Raw genomic sequence first — 14,589 nt, 5'->3', positions numbered from 1 at the left:
CGGACCCGGGCGATACAGTCCGATCATGAGGCGCACGCGACAAACCTGGGCCGGCGCGGCCGGTGCACTGCTGCTCGCCACGGCGGTGCTCTCCGGCTGCACATCCTCGACCGACACCGCCGCCGACCGAACGTGCGCCGAGGCCCGCAACGGCACGATGGTCACCCCACCCCCCAGCGGCCCGCCACCGACCAGCGTGAACCTGAGCACCAACCCGGAGCTGGCCACGGGTTACCGCAGCAATATGACCCCGGTGCGCACCGGCGGCTTCGCGGTGTCGGCGGCCAATCCGCTTGCCACCCAGGCGGCCTGCCGGGTGCTGGCCGACGGCGGCACCGCGGTCGACGCGCTGATCGCGGCGCAGGCGGTGCTGGGTCTGGTCGAGCCACAGTCCTCGGGCATCGGCGGCGGCGCCTTCCTGATGTACTACGACGCCAACACCAGATCCGTCGAGGCCTACGACGGCCGCGAGGTGGCCCCGGCCGCGGCGACGGAGAACTATCTGCGCTGGATCAGCGACACCGATCGCACACCGCCGCAACCGAATGCGCGCGCCAGCGGCCGGTCCATCGGCGTGCCGGGAGTGCTGCGGATGCTCGAGCTGGCGCATCGCGACCACGGCAAGCAGCCCTGGCGGGATCTGTTCACCCCGGCGGTCGACCTCGCCGACCGGGGCTTCGCGATCGGTCCGCGGCTGGCCGCCCAGATCGCCCAGGCCGCACCGGATCTCGCGCGCGACGAGAACGCCAAGGCGTACTTCCTGCAGCCCGACGGCTCGCCGAAACCGGCCGGATTCAACCTGACCAATCCCGGCTACGCCAAGACGCTGGGGGCCATCGCCGCCGACGGGGCCGACGCCTTCTACACCGGGGCGATCGCGCGGAGCATCGTCGACGCGACGGCGAGCACCTCCGGCGGCCGCACCCCCGGCCAGCTCACCCTCGCCGATCTCGCCGGATATCAGCCCAAGAAGCGCGAGGCCATCTGCACCCCCTACCGCGACCACCAGATCTGCGGCATGCCCAACCCGTCCTCGGGCGGTATCACCGTCGCGGCGACACTGGGCATTCTGGAGAACTTCGACCTGGCCGCCGTGGCGCCGGACAATCCGGACCGCAACGGCGGTAAGCCGAAAGCCAAGGCGGTGCACCTGATCTCGGAGGCCGAGCGGCTGGCCTACGCCGACCGCGACAAGTACATCGCCGACTCCGACTTCGTCCCGCTGCCCGGCAATACGCCGAATACGCTGCTGGACAGGAACTATCTGAAACAGCGTGCGGCACTGATCAATCCGGACCGCGCCATGGGCACCGCCCAGCCGGGCGACTTCGGCCCGGTCCCGCTGGGCACGGGTCCGCAGCCGCCCGAGCACGGCACCAGCCACGTGTCGGTGGTGGACAAGTACGGTAACGCCGGGGCCCTGACCACCACGGTGGAGTCGGAATTCGGCTCGTATCACCTGGTGGACGGGTTCCTGCTGAACAACCAGCTCACCGACTTCGCCGCCAATCCGACCGCCCCGGACGGCACCCCGGTGGCCAACCGCGTGCAGGCGAACAAGCGGCCGCGCAGTTCGATGAGCCCGACGCTGGTCTTCGACAGCGCACCCGACGGCGCGCGCGGGCAACTCACCCATGTCACCGGTTCGCCCGGCGGCTCGGTGATCATCCAGTTCGTCGTGAAAACCCTGGTGGGCATGCTGGATTGGCAGCTGGATCCGCAGCAGGCGGTCTCCGCAGTGGCGTTCGGCGCGGGTAATACGCCGGTGACCGGTGTCGGCGGTGAGCATCCGGCGATCAATGCCACCGACAAGGGCGACCACGACCCCCTGGTACAGCAGCTGCGCGCGATGGGGCATCAGGTATCGGTGAATTCCCAGTCCAGCGGGCTGAGTGCGCTGAAACGCGACGGCGACGGCTGGATCGGCGGCACGGATCCCCGGCGCGAGGGCGCGGTCATGGGGGATGTGAAGTAGCACGAATCAGGGTGGCGGCCCGGCATTTCGGGCCGCCCCCGACCTCCCGGCGCGGCAGGACTAGCCGGCCTGCCGCACCGAGTAGAAATACTGATCGCCCTTCACCGACGAGATGGCGAAGGTGACGGGTACGGTCTTACCGCCCGCCTCGGTCACGGTGCACTGCCGCACGCTGTTGACCTCGAGTTTCTGCAGACCCTTGCAGTCCACGCCCCTCACCGGGCCCTCGGAGAACTGGCGGTACATCCGAGCGACCTTGTCCCGGGCATCGGCGAGAGCGACCAGCTGGTCGTCGAAGGTGGCCTCGACATCGACCTTGTCCCCCTCGACCTTGGCGACCTTCGCCGTAACCGGCCAGGTCTTCCCCGCGCTGTCGTCGGCCTTGCATTTGACGGTCGCCCCGGCCTGCGCGGCGAGCGTGCCCTCGCACGACGACTTCGCGGGCGCCTCGGCGGCATTGTTCTGGAACAGATCGGCGATGGCGGCCTGCGTGTCCTTCTCGTCGACCGATTGTCCGGAGCCGGACGAACAGCCGACGGCAACGACCAGAATCGGCAGCAGGAGCAGCATACGACGCATAGCGGAATACCCTTCGAATCCTTCGGTCGGTGACCCCTCATCGGTCACCGAGCTAAGAAGTGCTATCACGCCCGGCGGCCATCGGCCACACGAACGGGAAGGGTCGCGGATGTGAACCGTTGCCGAACGATTGCGACAACGGGCATACCTCCGGCATCACACGAAGAGAGCACGACCGGAACCCGCAGACAGCGAATTACCAGCATCCATCACTCAGTTGGCTTGCGCCCCGGTGTATTTCGCACCCAGCGCGCGGAAGCGATCCATCGCCCGGGCGGCGTGTTCGCCGTCGTTCACGCGAATGGCGAGCATGGGCACGTACTCGTCGCCGACCAGTTCCAGCCGGGCCCAGGCCTTCTTGTCCGGAATCGACACGCCGCGAATATCGGGCCAGCGGAAGTCGCTGTCGCCCAGGATGTTCCGAATCGAGACACCGCCCGGACCGACCCGCACCCGCGGCCGGGTCAGCAGCAGCACCGCCCCGGCCAGCAGCAGGCCGAAGCAGACGATCGCGATCTGATCCGCCACCCGCAGATTCACCCCCGTGGAGGTGTGCGGGGTCGCGATACCGGCGGCGGTGAAGGCGATCGCGATGACCGCCGCCACGATCCGCGCGGTGCGCACCGAGCGGCGGGGACGAATGATCAGATCCCACTCCGGCGCCGCGGCAGCCCCCTCCGCCCGCTGCGGTTCTCGCTTCCAGATACGAACGACCGGCACGTGATCACACGCCCTGGCGCAGCGCACGCAGGGTCAACGCCGCGTCCAGCGCGGCCGCGGCGGCCTGTTCGCCCTTGTCCTCGGCCGAGTCCGGCAGCCCGGCACGGTCGAGCGCCTGATGTTCGGTGTTGACGGTGAGCACGCCGTTGGTGACCGGAGTGCCCTCGTCGAGCGAGACCCGGGTCAACCCGGCCGTCACGGCATCGCAGACGTACTCGAAATGCGGTGTCTCACCGCGGATCACCACACCCAGCGCGACCACCGCGTCGTGCGTGCGCGCCAGCGCCTGCGCGACCACCGGCAGCTCCATCGCGCCCGCGCAGCGCACCACGGTGATCTCCTGCACCCCCGCCTGCCGCGCCACCCGCTCGGCATTGGCGACCAGCGTGTCGCAGATCTTGGTGTGCCAGCGCGAGGCGACGATGCCGAGCTTGAGCTCCTTGGCATCCTCGAGCGCGAAATCCGGTACGCCCGTACCGCTCATCTGAGGTGTCCGCCTTTCTGTGTTTGTTTGCCTCGCTTCGCTCGGAGTGTTCGCGACCCCTGAGGCTCGGGCCTTCCCTCCTCCGCTTCGCTCCCGGCTCCGTCAGTCCAGGCCCGAGCCGGGCCGCGAACCCAGGGGAACCCCGAGCTTTCGAGGCACGCGCCTATTGCGCGGTCTCGCCGAGGTCCAGATCGTCCAGGCCGACCAGGTCGTGGCCCATCCGGTCGCGCTTGGTGCGCAGGTAGTGCAGATTTTCCGCGGTGGCGCGGACCGGCATGGGGACGCGCTCGGTGATGCTCAGGCCGTAGCCGTCCAGGCCCACCCGCTTGGCGGGGTTGTTGGTCAGCAGCCGCATGGACGTGACGCCGAGGTCGACCAGGATCTGCGCGCCCGTGCCGTAGTCGCGGGCGTCGGCGGGCAGGCCGAGTTCGAGGTTGGCGTCGACGGTGTCGTGGCCGCTGTCCTGCAGCTGATAGGCCTGCAACTTGTGCATCAGGCCGATGCCCCGGCCCTCGTGCCCGCGCATGTAGAGCACCACACCGCGCCCCTCGGCCGCGACCATCTCCATGGCGGCATCCAGCTGCGGGCCGCAGTCGCAGCGCAGCGAGCCGAACACATCGCCGGTCAGGCATTCCGAGTGCACGCGCACCAGGACGTTCTCCCCGCCGTCGACGGCGATATCGCCCAGCACCAGCGCGACGTGTTCGACCTCGTCGTAGATGCTCTTGTAGCCGACCGCGCGAAAGACGCCGTGGTGGGTGGGGATCCGGGCCTCGGCGACGCGCTCGACCTGCTTCTCGTGCTTGCGCCGCCAGGCGATCATGTCGGCGATGGAGATCAGCGCGAGGTCGTGCTCGTCGGCGAAGACGCGCAACTCCTCGGTGCGCGCCATATCGCCCTCGTTCTTCTGGCTGACGATCTCGCAGATGACGCCCGCGGGGCCGAGCCCGGCCATGCGCGCGAGATCGACCGCCGCCTCGGTATGGCCGGGCCGCCGCAGCACGCCACCGTCCTTGGCGCGCAACGGAACCACATGTCCGGGCCGGGTGAAGTCGCTGGCCTTGGCCAGCGGATCGGCGAGCAGCCGCATGGTGGTGGCGCGGTCGGCGGCCGAGATGCCCGTGCTCACGCCCTCGCGCGCATCCACCGACACGGTGTAGGCAGTGCCGTGCTTGTCCTGATTGACCGCGTACATCGGCGGCAGTCCGAGGCGATCGCAGTCGGCACCGGTCAGCGGCACACAGATGTAGCCGGAGGTATAGCGGATCATGAAGGCCACCAGCTCGGGGGTGGCCTTCTCCGCGGCGAAGATGAGGTCGCCCTCGTTCTCCCGGCCCTCGTCGTCGACGACGACGACCGCCTTACCCGCGGCGATATCGGCGACGGCGCGCTCGATGGTGTCGAACCTGGTCACGTCTGTTGTGCTCCATCTCGAATTCGGTGCCCCCATAACACTACGGCGTGGGAGATCGCGTGGGTTCGTCGGGAATATCACCCGCGTTGCTGCAACCGTTCGACGTACTTGGCGATGATGTCGACCTCGAGGTTGACCGTGGCTCCCACCGGGGCGGTGCCGAGGGTGGTCAGCTCGCGGGTGGTCGGGATGAGCGAGACCTCGAACCAATCGCGGTGGCCCGGCTCGCGCGTGTCGTCGACGCCGATGCCGGAGACGGTGAGCGAGATGCCGTCGACGGTGATGGAACCCTTCTCCACCACGTAGCGGGCGAGGTTGTCGGGCAGCGAGATTCGCACCACCTCCCAGTTCTCCGCGGCGGTGCGCGCGAGGATGGTGCCGGTGCCGTCGACGTGGCCCTGCACGATGTGGCCGCCCAGGCGGCTGTTCACCGCGGCCGCCCGCTCCAGGTTCACCCGCGAGCCGACACCGAGTTTGCCGATGCCGGAACGGTTCAGCGTCTCGCCCATCACGTCGGTGGTGAACGAGTCGCCGTCCACCACGTCGACGACGGTCAGGCACACACCGTTCACGGCGATCGAGTCGCCGTGCTTGGCATCGGAGGTCACCAGCTTGCCGCGGATGGTCAGCCGGGCCGAGTCGGCCAGCGGTTCACTCGCGACGATCTCGCCCAGCTCCTCGACGATGCCTGTGAACATGCCCGCTTCTCCTGTCACCGATGCCCGCCGCTCGGGCGTCCCGCTTGCGCCAACAACCCCGGCCGACGTGACTATTCCCCCGCCGGTCCGGTGTGCCACCAGCCTAACGACGGCGTTTGGCGGTCGATACCCGGCCGTCCCCGGAGTGCGAGCCCGCGGTCCGGTTCATGCGGGACGAGCAGACGGCTCGACAGGAAATTCCGCCAAATATCGAATAAATCCTTGAAATTTCCGGAATACCGAACCGAAGATAGCCCTAGGGAAAACAATCCGACCGTTCGGAATATAAGACCAGTGTTATCCGACGACGCAAATAGGGGCCGAAGAAGAATATTTACCCACTGGACGACATGCCTACACGCCGAGCTTGCGTACGGATAGCAGCGGATGCGATATTGTTATGTAGCTGATCCCAAACGTTCAACTTCGCGGACGACAGATCACAGATGGGGGTACGGGCGTGACCACGCTTCTCGATTCGACACTGGAAGTTCGCTGCGATCAATATCGGCACGAATTCCATCTCCCCGCGTCCATCGATCCGGTGTCCCGTCACATCCTGCTGGAGATCGGCAAACGCTACTGCGCCATCACCATGCCCGCTGACCTGGGCGAGCGCGTACAGCAGCGGCTGGCCCAGGCCGGGCTCGCCGGACCGGTCGTCCATCATCCCCGCGCCCGGCGCTGGACCTTCGTCACCGGCGCGGTCCGCCCGGACACGCTCACCAAATCGGTTTCGGCCGAACTGTTCCGGCTCTACGCCACCGTCGCCTGCACCGGCAGCCAGGTCGTGCTGCCCTCGGCCGACGACGAGCGCACCGGATACCGCACCTGGGTTCAGGCCCCCGAGACCGCCGACACCGTGCCGCCGCTGGAGGCGGTCATCGAGGCGACCCGGGCGGTCGGGGCGCGCAAGGCCACGGCCTAGGACTCGACCGCGATCACCTTCTCGCGCAACTTCTCCACGGTCGCGGCCGGATCGTCGGTGCCGTAGACGGCCGAGCCCGCGACGAAGCAGTCGACACCCGCCTCGGCGGCCTGTTCGATGGTGTCCATATTGATACCGCCATCGATCTCGACCACCAGGCGCAGCTCACCGGAATCGACCAGGCGGCGCACGGTGCGGGCCTTGTCGAGCACGTGCGGAATGAACGACTGCCCACCGAAACCGGGCTCGACGCTCATCACCAGCAGCGTGTCGAAATTGCGCAGGATCTCGAGATACGGCTCGATCGGGGTGTTCGGCTTGACCGACAGTCCGGCCTTACCACCGGCCGCGCGGATATCGCGCGCCACGGCGACCGGATCGTCGGTGGCCTCGGCGTGGAAAGTCACGTTGTAGGCCCCGGCCTCGGCGTATCCCGGGGCCCAGCGGCCCGGGTCCTCGATCATCAGATGGCAGTCCAGCGGAATGTCGGTGACCTTCAGCAGGCTCTGCACCACCGGCAGGCCCAGGGTCAGATTCGGCACGAAGTGGTTGTCCATGACGTCCACGTGCAGCCAGTCCGAACCCGCGACGGCCTCGACCTCGTCGGCCAGATGCGCGAAGTCTGCGGACAGGATGGACGGGGCGATCATGGGCGACGGACGGTGGAACGGCGCGTTCGAGGCGGTGGACACGGCGCAGAGTGTAGCGACGCCCGGTCACAGCCTGGACACTGCGGGGATACCCCCGATTACCTGGGGGCATTTTGGGTAGCCTACGTAGGGTGATCAATATTTCGGCGGAGAAGGGGCTGCGCAGCACCCCGGTGGAGATCGGCGTTGCCGCAACCGTGTCACAGTTGCCGATCGTGCGCGGACTCGCCGAAACCCTAGTTCTGCTCAGCGAATTCACCCTCGACGAGGTGGCCGATATCCGGCTCGCCGTCGACGAGGCGTGCTCGACCCTGATCGCGATCGCCGCGCCCGGGTCCACGCTGCAGTGCCGGTTCCTCGTCGGCGACAAGGATCTGCTGGTGCGCGTGACCGGCGTCGCCGCCCGCGAGGGCCTGCCCGATGAGCACGCGTTCGGCTGGCACGTGCTGCGGACGCTCACCGACGAGATCGCCGCCACCCAGGATGCCTTCGACGAGACGGTGTCCGGCTACCCGACGATTGTGGAATTCCGGCGGGTCCGGGGGAAGGCGTAGTGGCTGACGAGGACACCGTGTTCGATCCCACCCCGGCCCATCCGGCCACCCCCGCCGAACCCCCGGCGCCACCCGAGACCACCCCGACCCCCGACGACGACAACGACCTCGACGACAACGAGGTCGACACCGACGAGGTCGACGAGGTCGCCGAGTCGGTCTCCGGATACGACGACGTCACAGCGCTTTTCGAGGAGCTGGCCGCGGCCGGAGACGACCCGGCTCGGCGCGCCACGCTGCGCGCCGAGCTGATCCACCGCTGCATTCCGCTGGCCGATCACATCGCCCGCAAATTCAGCGGCCGGGGTGAGCCGTTCGACGATCTGACCCAGGTGGCCCGGGTCGGGCTGGTGCATGCGGTGGACCGCTTCGATATCGCGCGCGGCTCGAACTTCCTGTCCTTCGCCGTGCCGACGATCATGGGCGAGGTCCGCCGCTACTTTCGCGACAACACCTGGGCCATGCGGGTTCCGCGCCGAGTCAAGGAGACGCACCTGCGCATCGGCGCGGCCATCGACGCGCTGTCGCAGACGTTGGGCCGCTCCCCCACCGCCAAGGAGATCGCCACCGAACTGGGCATCTCCGCCGACGAGGTGACCCAGGCCGTCATCGCGGGCAATGCCTACCAGCCCAGTTCGATCGACGCGGTCTCGGTGGGCCGCGATTCGGAGGCCTCGCTGCTGGACACCCTCGGCGAGGAGGAGTCGCAGTTCGACCGTGTGGAGGAGTACGTGGCCATCCGCCCACTGCTGGCGGGCCTGCCCGAACGCGAACGCCGCATCCTCACCATGCGCTTCTTCGAATCCATGACGCAGACCCAGATCGCCCAGCGCATGGGCATCTCCCAGATGCACGTCTCCCGCATCCTCGCCAAAACCCTTGCCCGCCTGCGGGAACAGTCGGCGCGGGAGTGACCCGGGCCGCTCACTCCGCAACGCGCTGTGCGCGCAACTGCTCGACGAGATCGAGCAGATCGGCGCGCTGCAGCGCCGCGGGGTCATTGGACACCGAGCGCAGCTGGCCATAGACCTCGAGGGTCACCAGGCCGTGGATGCGGCCCCACACCCGCAGCGCGAGCGCGGCCACGGCCGGTGAGATCTCGGGCGCCTCGGCCCGGACCTTCGCCACGTAATCGGCTGGGAAGTGCGACCATTCGACGCTGCCCACGGGCTCGACCGGATCCGGACACAGCTCGGCCACCAGGCGATTGAGCCCGCCGCAGACCCGACGCGCCGCCCGTTCGGCTGGCCCGTCTACCGGCGGCCGATAGCCGGGGATCGGGTCACCGTAGACGAGGCGGAAACCCGCGGGGTTGGCCAGCGCCCATTCACGCAGCGCGATACCCCATGCGAACAGCCGGGCTCCCGGATCGGCGGCCTCGTCGCGGGCCCGTTCGAGCGCGTCGGCGAGCGAGGTGTTGATCTCCTCGACCAGCGCGGTGACCAGATCGTCGCGGGTGGCGAAGTAGCTGTAGATGGCGCGCGCCGTCATGCCCATCTCACGGGCGATGCCCCGCAGCGAGATCGCCCCCGCGCCGTCGGCGGTCAGCTGAGCCAGGGCGAGGGATTTGATCTCCCGCGTCGTCTCCGCCCGCAACCGGTCGCGTCGGGTCGTTCGAGGTTCCGTCGTCAGCGCCACGGTTGACACCCTACGCCGCGTCGTTATGATTCGCCGTATCAAAACTACACGGCGTTTCCGATTGTGACGGCGATGCCGAAACAGCTTGGAGGTTGACATGTCCGTCTATGTGGTCGTCGACGCGGTCGTTCTCGACGGCGAGCGAGCCGGGGAATACCGCAGGCTGGCCGAGGCGACGATCGAGCGGCACGGCGGTCGCTACCTCGTCCAGGGCGTCGAGCCGCAGGCCGTCGAGGGGCAGTGGCCCGCGGACCGGAGCATGACCGTGGTGGAGTTTCCGGACCGCACGAGCGTCGAACGGTGGTACTCCTCCGCCGAGTATCAGAGGGCCGTTCGCGTGCGCGACGGGGCCATCGACGTGCGCCTGTTGTTCGTCAAGGGCGAGCGGGCCGCCTGACCGACCCCACCGAGAATCGCTGGTGCCCTGCTTCTTCGGCCCGACGTAGTGCGCGCGCAATGTCGGGCCCGTGCCGTAGATTGCGAACCACCATGATCACCTCGTCCGGGTTGTGAAGGGGGTCGGCGTGTCGCAGGAACTGCCGTTCGAATCGCTGTATCGGCACGGGTTCGCGCGGGTGGCGGTCGCCGTGCCGGCGGTGCGGGTCGCGGATCCGGAGTTCAATGCCGAGCGGACGCTGGAGGCGGCGCGGCAGGCCGCCGCCGACGGGGCCGTGCTCACGGTGTTTCCCGAGCTCGGATTGTCCTGTTATACCGCCGACGACCTGTTTCATCAGGACGCGCTGGACCAGGCCGTCGGTCGGGCGTTGGATCGGATCGTGGCCGAGAGCGCCGAGATCGCGACCGTACTCGTGGTGGGCGCGCCGGTGCGCGCGCAGGGGCGGTTGTTCAACTGCGGCATCGTCGTCGCGGGCGGGCGGGTGCTGGGCGCGGTGCCCAAGAGCTATCTGCCCAACTATCGTGAGTTCTACGAGAAGCGGCAGTTCGCGGCCGCGCGCGAGGTGCTCGACGACCACGTCACCGTCGCCGGGCAGCGGGTGCCGTTCGGCGCGGATCTGCTGTTCGCGGCGCGCAATCTGGACGGATTCGTCTTCCACCTCGAGATATGCGAAGACGGGTGGGTTCCGTTGCCGCCCAGCGGTTTCGCGGCGCTGGCCGGGGCGACGGTGCTGGTGAACCTGTCGGCGAGCAATATCGTCGTCGGCAAGGCGGACTATCGGCGGCAGCTGTGCGCCTCGCATTCGGCCCGCTACATCGCCGCCTATCTGTATTCGGCCGCCGGACACGGGGAGTCGACCACCGACCTCGCCTGGGACGGACAGGCCCTGGTGTGCGAGAACGGTGAATTGCTGGCCGAGGGCGAGCGGTTCGCCGACCACCCCCGACTGGTGACCGCCGACCTGGACCTGCACCGCCTGGCCGCCGACCGGCTGCGGATGACCAGCTTCGCCGACAATGCGCACGACCACCGCGACCGGCTCACGCGCCTGCGCCGCCTCGAGATCGAGCTTCCCATTCCGGCCGCGGCGGTGCCGCTGCGCCGCGAGATTCAACGCTTCCCCTATGTTCCCGCCGATCCCGCGGTCCGCAACGAGCGCTGCGCCGAGGTGCACCACATCCAGGTGGAGGGGTTGAGCACCCGCCTGGCGGCCACCGGCTCGCGGCATGTGGTGATCGGCGTGTCGGGTGGCCTGGATTCGACGCTGGCGTTGATCGTGGCCGTCAAGACCATGGACCGGCTCGGCCTGCCCCGGGAGAACGTGCTCGCCTACACCATGCCCGGCTTCGCCACCGGCAGCCGCACCCGCGGGGACGCGCACCGGCTGATGAACGCACTGGGCGTGACGGCGCACGAGATCGATATCAGGCCCTCGGCGACGCAGATGCTGCGGGATCTGAATCATCCGGCCGCCGAAGGGGTTCCGCAGTACGACGTGACCTATGAGAATGTGCAGGCCGGGGAGCGGACCTCACATCTGTTCCGGCTGGCCAACCAGCACCGGGCGCTGGTGGTGGGCACCGGCGATCTCAGTGAGCTCGCTCTGGGCTGGTGCACCTTCGGCGTCGGCGATCATATGGCGCACTACAGCGTCAACGCGTCGGTGCCGAAGACCCTCATCAAATACCTCATCGCCTGGGCCGTCGCCACGGGCGAGCTGGGCGAGGCGGCCGAGGAGGTGCTCACCTCGATCCTGGCCACCGAGATCTCCCCCGAGCTCGTGCCCTCCGCCGCCGGTCCCGGCGACGCCGAGGCCCAACCCGCGCAGAGTTCGGAGGCCACCGTCGGCCCGTACGAGTTGCAGGACTTCCATCTGTACTACCTGCTGCGCTTCGGCTATCGACCCAGCCGCATCGCCTATCTCGCCCAGCACGCCTGGTCGGATCGCGACCGCGGGCGCTGGCCGGATCTCATCCGCCCCGAGGACCGGCACGAGTACGATCTGCCGACCATCAAGCACTGGTTGGCCGAATTCCTGCGGCGCTTCGTGCAGACCAGCCAGTTCAAGCGGTCGACCCTGCCCAATGCGCCGAAGGTCGGCTCCGGCGGCTCGCTCTCACCGCGCGGGGACTGGCGGGCGCCCAGCGATGCGGTGGCCACGGCCTGGCTGGACGAATTGCGATGCAACGTCCCCTGATTCGGCGACGCCTCGTGCACGGTGAGCAGTAGATGGTCGAAGGCGTTCTGGACGCCGGGCGGCGGCGGGTCGAGCGTATCGAGTTCGGCGATCAGCCGGGCGGCCAGCAGCCGCAGCGGGACACCGGTCTCCTCTCCTTCAATTCCGCGCGGCATCACTGGGCGTACAGGGTTCGAACCTGGGTGCACAGTCGCCGATAGATGGCGGGGAGGTCGGCATCGTCGGCCCCGGCCGTGCGGGCGTCGATCCATTCCGATACGGCCGCGGACACGCTGACGCGATTGATGTCCAGCAGTAGCCGCAGCCGCAGACGCGCGCCGGGCTCGACGGATTCGATCGCCGCCTGGGTGCGGGCATTCCATTCCGTCAGCATCGCCGCCTGCAAATGCGGCGTCAGGGTGATCACCCGGAACGTCCGGGCCATTTCCTCGGCGTTCCCGGAAGCCGCCACGGGATTGTCGACGACCTCCCCAAGGACATGTTCGGTGGCGGCCTCGATATCGGCCGGGCGCAGCGTCGCGGCGTCCGCCGTCGCGATCACCGACTCGATGGCCTGGTTGAAGCCCCACCGGTCGTGCAGAACGGCACTCTCCTTGGTCGGAAAGTAGCGGAAGAACGTCCGCGGCGAGACGCCCGCGCGGGCGGCGATCTCGTCGACCGTCACGTTGTCGAAGCCGCGCTGTTCGCTCAGCGACACCGCGGCCCGATGAATTTCGTCCAGGGTCTGCGCTCGGCGACGTGCCCGTAGATCCGGCTTGTCGGCGGCGGACCGGTCCTCGGCTGTGGTTTCCACCACTCCAACCTTACCCAGTTGGCATAGAAGTCCTACTTGTCATGTTATGTCTATATGGCAGTCTCTGCCATAAGACCGCCACCAAGGTTCGGAAGGAGAACGAAAGCATGGGATCATCACCGACAACACTGATTCGGCCGCTGGCGCCCAGCGAGGCCACATTCGCCACATTCGGCATCTACGTCGGCTACGCGACCCTGGTCCGCGGCCGACTCGATACGACCGCCCTGATGGAGGCGTTTCGAGCGCTGCAACGGGCTTATCCGGTCCTGGCCAGCAGGATCGCCGACGACTCGGGTCGCTCCGTGCTCGAACGCGCCGACGGCGCGGGCGCGATCAGCCGATGCGAGCGGAACAGCGGCGATCCACTGGCCGGGCTGCCCGATCCCAGGAGCCGAGCGGCCCTGGTGCATATCGCGCCGGACGATTGCGACCAGACATGGGTCACGCTGCTGACCCATCACTCGATCGCCGACGGCCATCATGCCCTGCAACTGCTGGCCGACCTGTGGGCGCTGTACACCGATATCGTCGAGGGCCGCGAGATCTGGACGAACCGGCACGGTTATCCCCGTCCCGCCGAGCAGTTGCTGGCCGAACGGGGCGTCACCGGCGACCCCGGGGAGCCCATGGACTGGTCGACGCAGCTCGGTCAGCACCCGGACCCGGCGCCCCCGTCGACCCCCGCGACGGTGCGCACCCGGTTGACCGCGGCGGAGACGAAAGCCCTGATCGCCTTCGGCCATCGGGAGAACACGACCATCAACGGCCTGGTGTCCGCGGCCCTGCTGCGCGCGGAGGCCGAGGTCCGCGGTGTCGGCGTCGGCGGCCTGACCTACCGCTACGTGGTCGACCTGCGCACCCGGGTGGATCCGCCGATGGGCTACACCGACGGAACCAACGTGCTCGGTCTGGCCACGTTCGTCGCGGATGCCGACGCGTACCCCGGCATCGCCCACCTGGCCCGCGCGATCAACGACGAATTCGCCCGGGACCTGGCCTCCGGGACGATCCAGCGGTCCGCCCTGCGGCTTCCCGAGCAGTTCGCCGCCTCCGGCGACGTCGATGTCCAGTCGACGAACTGGGGCAGGATTCCGCCGCTGCGCACCCCCTCGGATGCGTCAATCGAGGATTTCCGCCCCCTCGGTCACACCGTGGGCGCATCGCTCGCATCGGGTGGTTGGCCACGGGCCATGCACATCATCACCACGTTCGCCGGGCAGCTGACGATCGACTCCGAGGTCACCGGCTCCCCGACGACCGACCGGATCCGCGCCCTGCTCACCGAGCTGCCGGGCTGATCAGGGCGCCGGATCCCGGCCTCAGACGACGGTGAAATTGCCCTCGCTGTCGAGCGCGCGCTGAATCTCCTCGGCCTTCAGCGCGTGGTCGGCCTCGACGGTGACCGTCGAGACGCCCTTCATATTGAGATCCACGATCACCGAGCGGACGTCGGGGATGGTGTGGATGCTCTTCTCGACGGTGCCGACGCAACCCCAGCAGTGCAGTCCGTCGACCGAGAATGTTGCCTTCGACATTGCGGTTCTCCCGATCTCGTAAGG

Annotated in this window: 16 protein-coding genes; 7 read left to right on the top strand and 9 right to left on the bottom strand. The window is 68.3% G+C overall.

The annotated features are described in order from the left end of the window. The first annotated feature begins 25 nt into the window (after positions 1-25). Positions 26-1,975: a gamma-glutamyltransferase gene (gene ggt, locus NDR87_RS22325; protein WP_251915080.1), complete on the top strand. Its 1,950-nt coding sequence runs from the start codon at positions 26-28 to the stop codon at positions 1,973-1,975. A gap of 60 nt (positions 1,976-2,035) precedes the next feature. Here ggt and NDR87_RS22320 read toward each other — a convergent pair whose 3' ends face one another. The 5 genes from NDR87_RS22320 to NDR87_RS22300 form a co-directional block, all read right to left on the bottom strand. After that, positions 2,036-2,554 carry a DUF4333 domain-containing protein gene (locus NDR87_RS22320; protein WP_251915082.1) on the bottom strand — a complete coding sequence of 173 codons (519 nt, stop codon included), beginning with the start codon at positions 2,552-2,554 and terminating at the stop codon, positions 2,036-2,038. A 213-nt stretch (positions 2,555-2,767) separates the two neighbouring features. Continuing rightward, the gene (locus tag NDR87_RS22315) at positions 2,768-3,274 is read right to left on the bottom strand and encodes a PH domain-containing protein (protein ID WP_251915084.1); all 507 of its coding nucleotides are present in this window, start codon (positions 3,272-3,274) and stop codon (positions 2,768-2,770) included. Positions 3,275-3,278: 4 nt separating this feature from the next. Continuing rightward, the gene (gene ribH, locus NDR87_RS22310) at positions 3,279-3,758 is read right to left on the bottom strand and encodes a 6,7-dimethyl-8-ribityllumazine synthase (RefSeq protein ID WP_251915087.1); all 480 of its coding nucleotides are present in this window, start codon (positions 3,756-3,758) and stop codon (positions 3,279-3,281) included. 163 nt (positions 3,759-3,921) lie between these two features. Continuing rightward, entirely contained in the window at positions 3,922-5,172 is a 1,251-nt protein-coding gene (locus NDR87_RS22305) for a bifunctional 3,4-dihydroxy-2-butanone-4-phosphate synthase/GTP cyclohydrolase II (RefSeq protein ID WP_251915089.1), read from the bottom strand. 77 nt (positions 5,173-5,249) lie between these two features. Continuing rightward, complete coding sequence (locus tag NDR87_RS22300) at positions 5,250-5,870, bottom strand: riboflavin synthase (protein WP_251915091.1); 621 nt, start codon at positions 5,868-5,870, stop codon at positions 5,250-5,252. 460 nt (positions 5,871-6,330) lie between these two features. Between NDR87_RS22300 and NDR87_RS22295 the strand changes: the two genes are divergently transcribed. Further along, positions 6,331-6,798 (top strand): hypothetical protein, encoded by a 468-nt coding sequence (locus NDR87_RS22295; protein WP_251915092.1) that lies wholly within the window; start codon positions 6,331-6,333, stop codon positions 6,796-6,798. On the opposite strand, the gene rpe is transcribed toward NDR87_RS22295, so the two are convergent. After that, the gene (gene rpe, locus NDR87_RS22290; RefSeq protein ID WP_251915242.1) at positions 6,795-7,448 is read right to left on the bottom strand and encodes a ribulose-phosphate 3-epimerase; all 654 of its coding nucleotides are present in this window, start codon (positions 7,446-7,448) and stop codon (positions 6,795-6,797) included. The genes NDR87_RS22295 and rpe overlap by 4 nt on opposite strands. A gap of 131 nt (positions 7,449-7,579) precedes the next feature. Between rpe and NDR87_RS22285 the strand changes: the two genes are divergently transcribed. Continuing rightward, the gene (locus tag NDR87_RS22285) at positions 7,580-8,002 is read left to right on the top strand and encodes an ATP-binding protein (protein ID WP_251915093.1); all 423 of its coding nucleotides are present in this window, start codon (positions 7,580-7,582) and stop codon (positions 8,000-8,002) included. Continuing rightward, positions 8,002-8,916 (top strand): RNA polymerase sigma factor SigF, encoded by a 915-nt coding sequence (locus NDR87_RS22280; RefSeq protein WP_251915094.1) that lies wholly within the window; start codon positions 8,002-8,004, stop codon positions 8,914-8,916. The genes NDR87_RS22285 and NDR87_RS22280 overlap by 1 nt, the downstream gene beginning before the upstream one ends. A gap of 10 nt (positions 8,917-8,926) precedes the next feature. Here the strand turns inward: NDR87_RS22280 and NDR87_RS22275 are convergent, their stop codons facing one another. Further along, the gene (locus tag NDR87_RS22275) at positions 8,927-9,640 is read right to left on the bottom strand and encodes a TetR/AcrR family transcriptional regulator (protein WP_251915095.1); all 714 of its coding nucleotides are present in this window, start codon (positions 9,638-9,640) and stop codon (positions 8,927-8,929) included. 97 nt (positions 9,641-9,737) lie between these two features. Between NDR87_RS22275 and NDR87_RS22270 the strand changes: the two genes are divergently transcribed. Both NDR87_RS22270 and NDR87_RS22265 read left to right on the top strand, forming a co-directional pair. Continuing rightward, positions 9,738-10,037 carry a DUF1330 domain-containing protein gene (locus tag NDR87_RS22270; RefSeq protein ID WP_251915096.1) on the top strand — a complete coding sequence of 100 codons (300 nt, stop codon included), beginning with the start codon at positions 9,738-9,740 and terminating at the stop codon, positions 10,035-10,037. A 127-nt stretch (positions 10,038-10,164) separates the two neighbouring features. Then, on the top strand, positions 10,165-12,234 hold the full coding sequence (locus tag NDR87_RS22265) for an NAD(+) synthase (protein WP_251915097.1): 2,070 nt from the start codon (positions 10,165-10,167) through the stop codon (positions 12,232-12,234). 154 nt (positions 12,235-12,388) lie between these two features. Here NDR87_RS22265 and NDR87_RS22260 read toward each other — a convergent pair whose 3' ends face one another. Beyond that, the gene (locus NDR87_RS22260) at positions 12,389-13,027 is read right to left on the bottom strand and encodes a TetR family transcriptional regulator (protein ID WP_251915098.1); all 639 of its coding nucleotides are present in this window, start codon (positions 13,025-13,027) and stop codon (positions 12,389-12,391) included. A 107-nt stretch (positions 13,028-13,134) separates the two neighbouring features. Here NDR87_RS22260 and NDR87_RS22255 point away from each other — a divergent pair, with 107 nt between their 5' ends. Then, positions 13,135-14,328 (top strand): hypothetical protein, encoded by a 1,194-nt coding sequence (locus NDR87_RS22255; protein WP_251915099.1) that lies wholly within the window; start codon positions 13,135-13,137, stop codon positions 14,326-14,328. A gap of 21 nt (positions 14,329-14,349) precedes the next feature. On the opposite strand, the gene NDR87_RS22250 is transcribed toward NDR87_RS22255, so the two are convergent. Continuing rightward, positions 14,350-14,565, bottom strand: a complete 216-nt coding sequence (locus tag NDR87_RS22250) for a heavy-metal-associated domain-containing protein (RefSeq protein WP_251915100.1) — start codon at positions 14,563-14,565, stop codon at positions 14,350-14,352. Positions 14,566-14,589: the final 24 nt, after the last annotated feature.

Origin of the sequence: Nocardia sp. CDC159 (assembly GCF_023740735.1) — a bacterium.
Taxonomy (GTDB): domain Bacteria; phylum Actinomycetota; class Actinomycetes; order Mycobacteriales; family Mycobacteriaceae; genus Nocardia; species Nocardia pulmonis.
Note: the sequence above shows the minus strand (reverse complement) of the source record. Positions and strands in the feature narration are given on the sequence as shown.

Excerpts from the sequence above, each read along its gene's own strand:
- NDR87_RS22320 (WP_251915082.1), bottom strand. The coding sequence starts at position 2,554 with ATGCGTCGTATGCTGCTCCTGCTGCCGATTCTGGTCGTTGCCGTCGGC.
- ribH (WP_251915087.1), bottom strand. The coding sequence starts at position 3,758 with ATGAGCGGTACGGGCGTACCGGATTTCGCGCTCGAGGATGCCAAGGAG.
- rpe (WP_251915242.1), bottom strand. The coding sequence starts at position 7,448 with ATGATCGCCCCGTCCATCCTGTCCGCAGACTTCGCGCATCTGGCCGAC.
- NDR87_RS22300 (WP_251915091.1), bottom strand. The coding sequence starts at position 5,870 with ATGTTCACAGGCATCGTCGAGGAGCTGGGCGAGATCGTCGCGAGTGAA.
- NDR87_RS22250 (WP_251915100.1), bottom strand. The coding sequence starts at position 14,565 with ATGTCGAAGGCAACATTCTCGGTCGACGGACTGCACTGCTGGGGTTGC.
- NDR87_RS22270 (WP_251915096.1), top strand. The coding sequence starts at position 9,738 with ATGTCCGTCTATGTGGTCGTCGACGCGGTCGTTCTCGACGGCGAGCGA.
- ggt (WP_251915080.1), top strand. The coding sequence starts at position 26 with ATGAGGCGCACGCGACAAACCTGGGCCGGCGCGGCCGGTGCACTGCTG.
- NDR87_RS22255 (WP_251915099.1), top strand. The coding sequence starts at position 13,135 with ATGGGATCATCACCGACAACACTGATTCGGCCGCTGGCGCCCAGCGAG.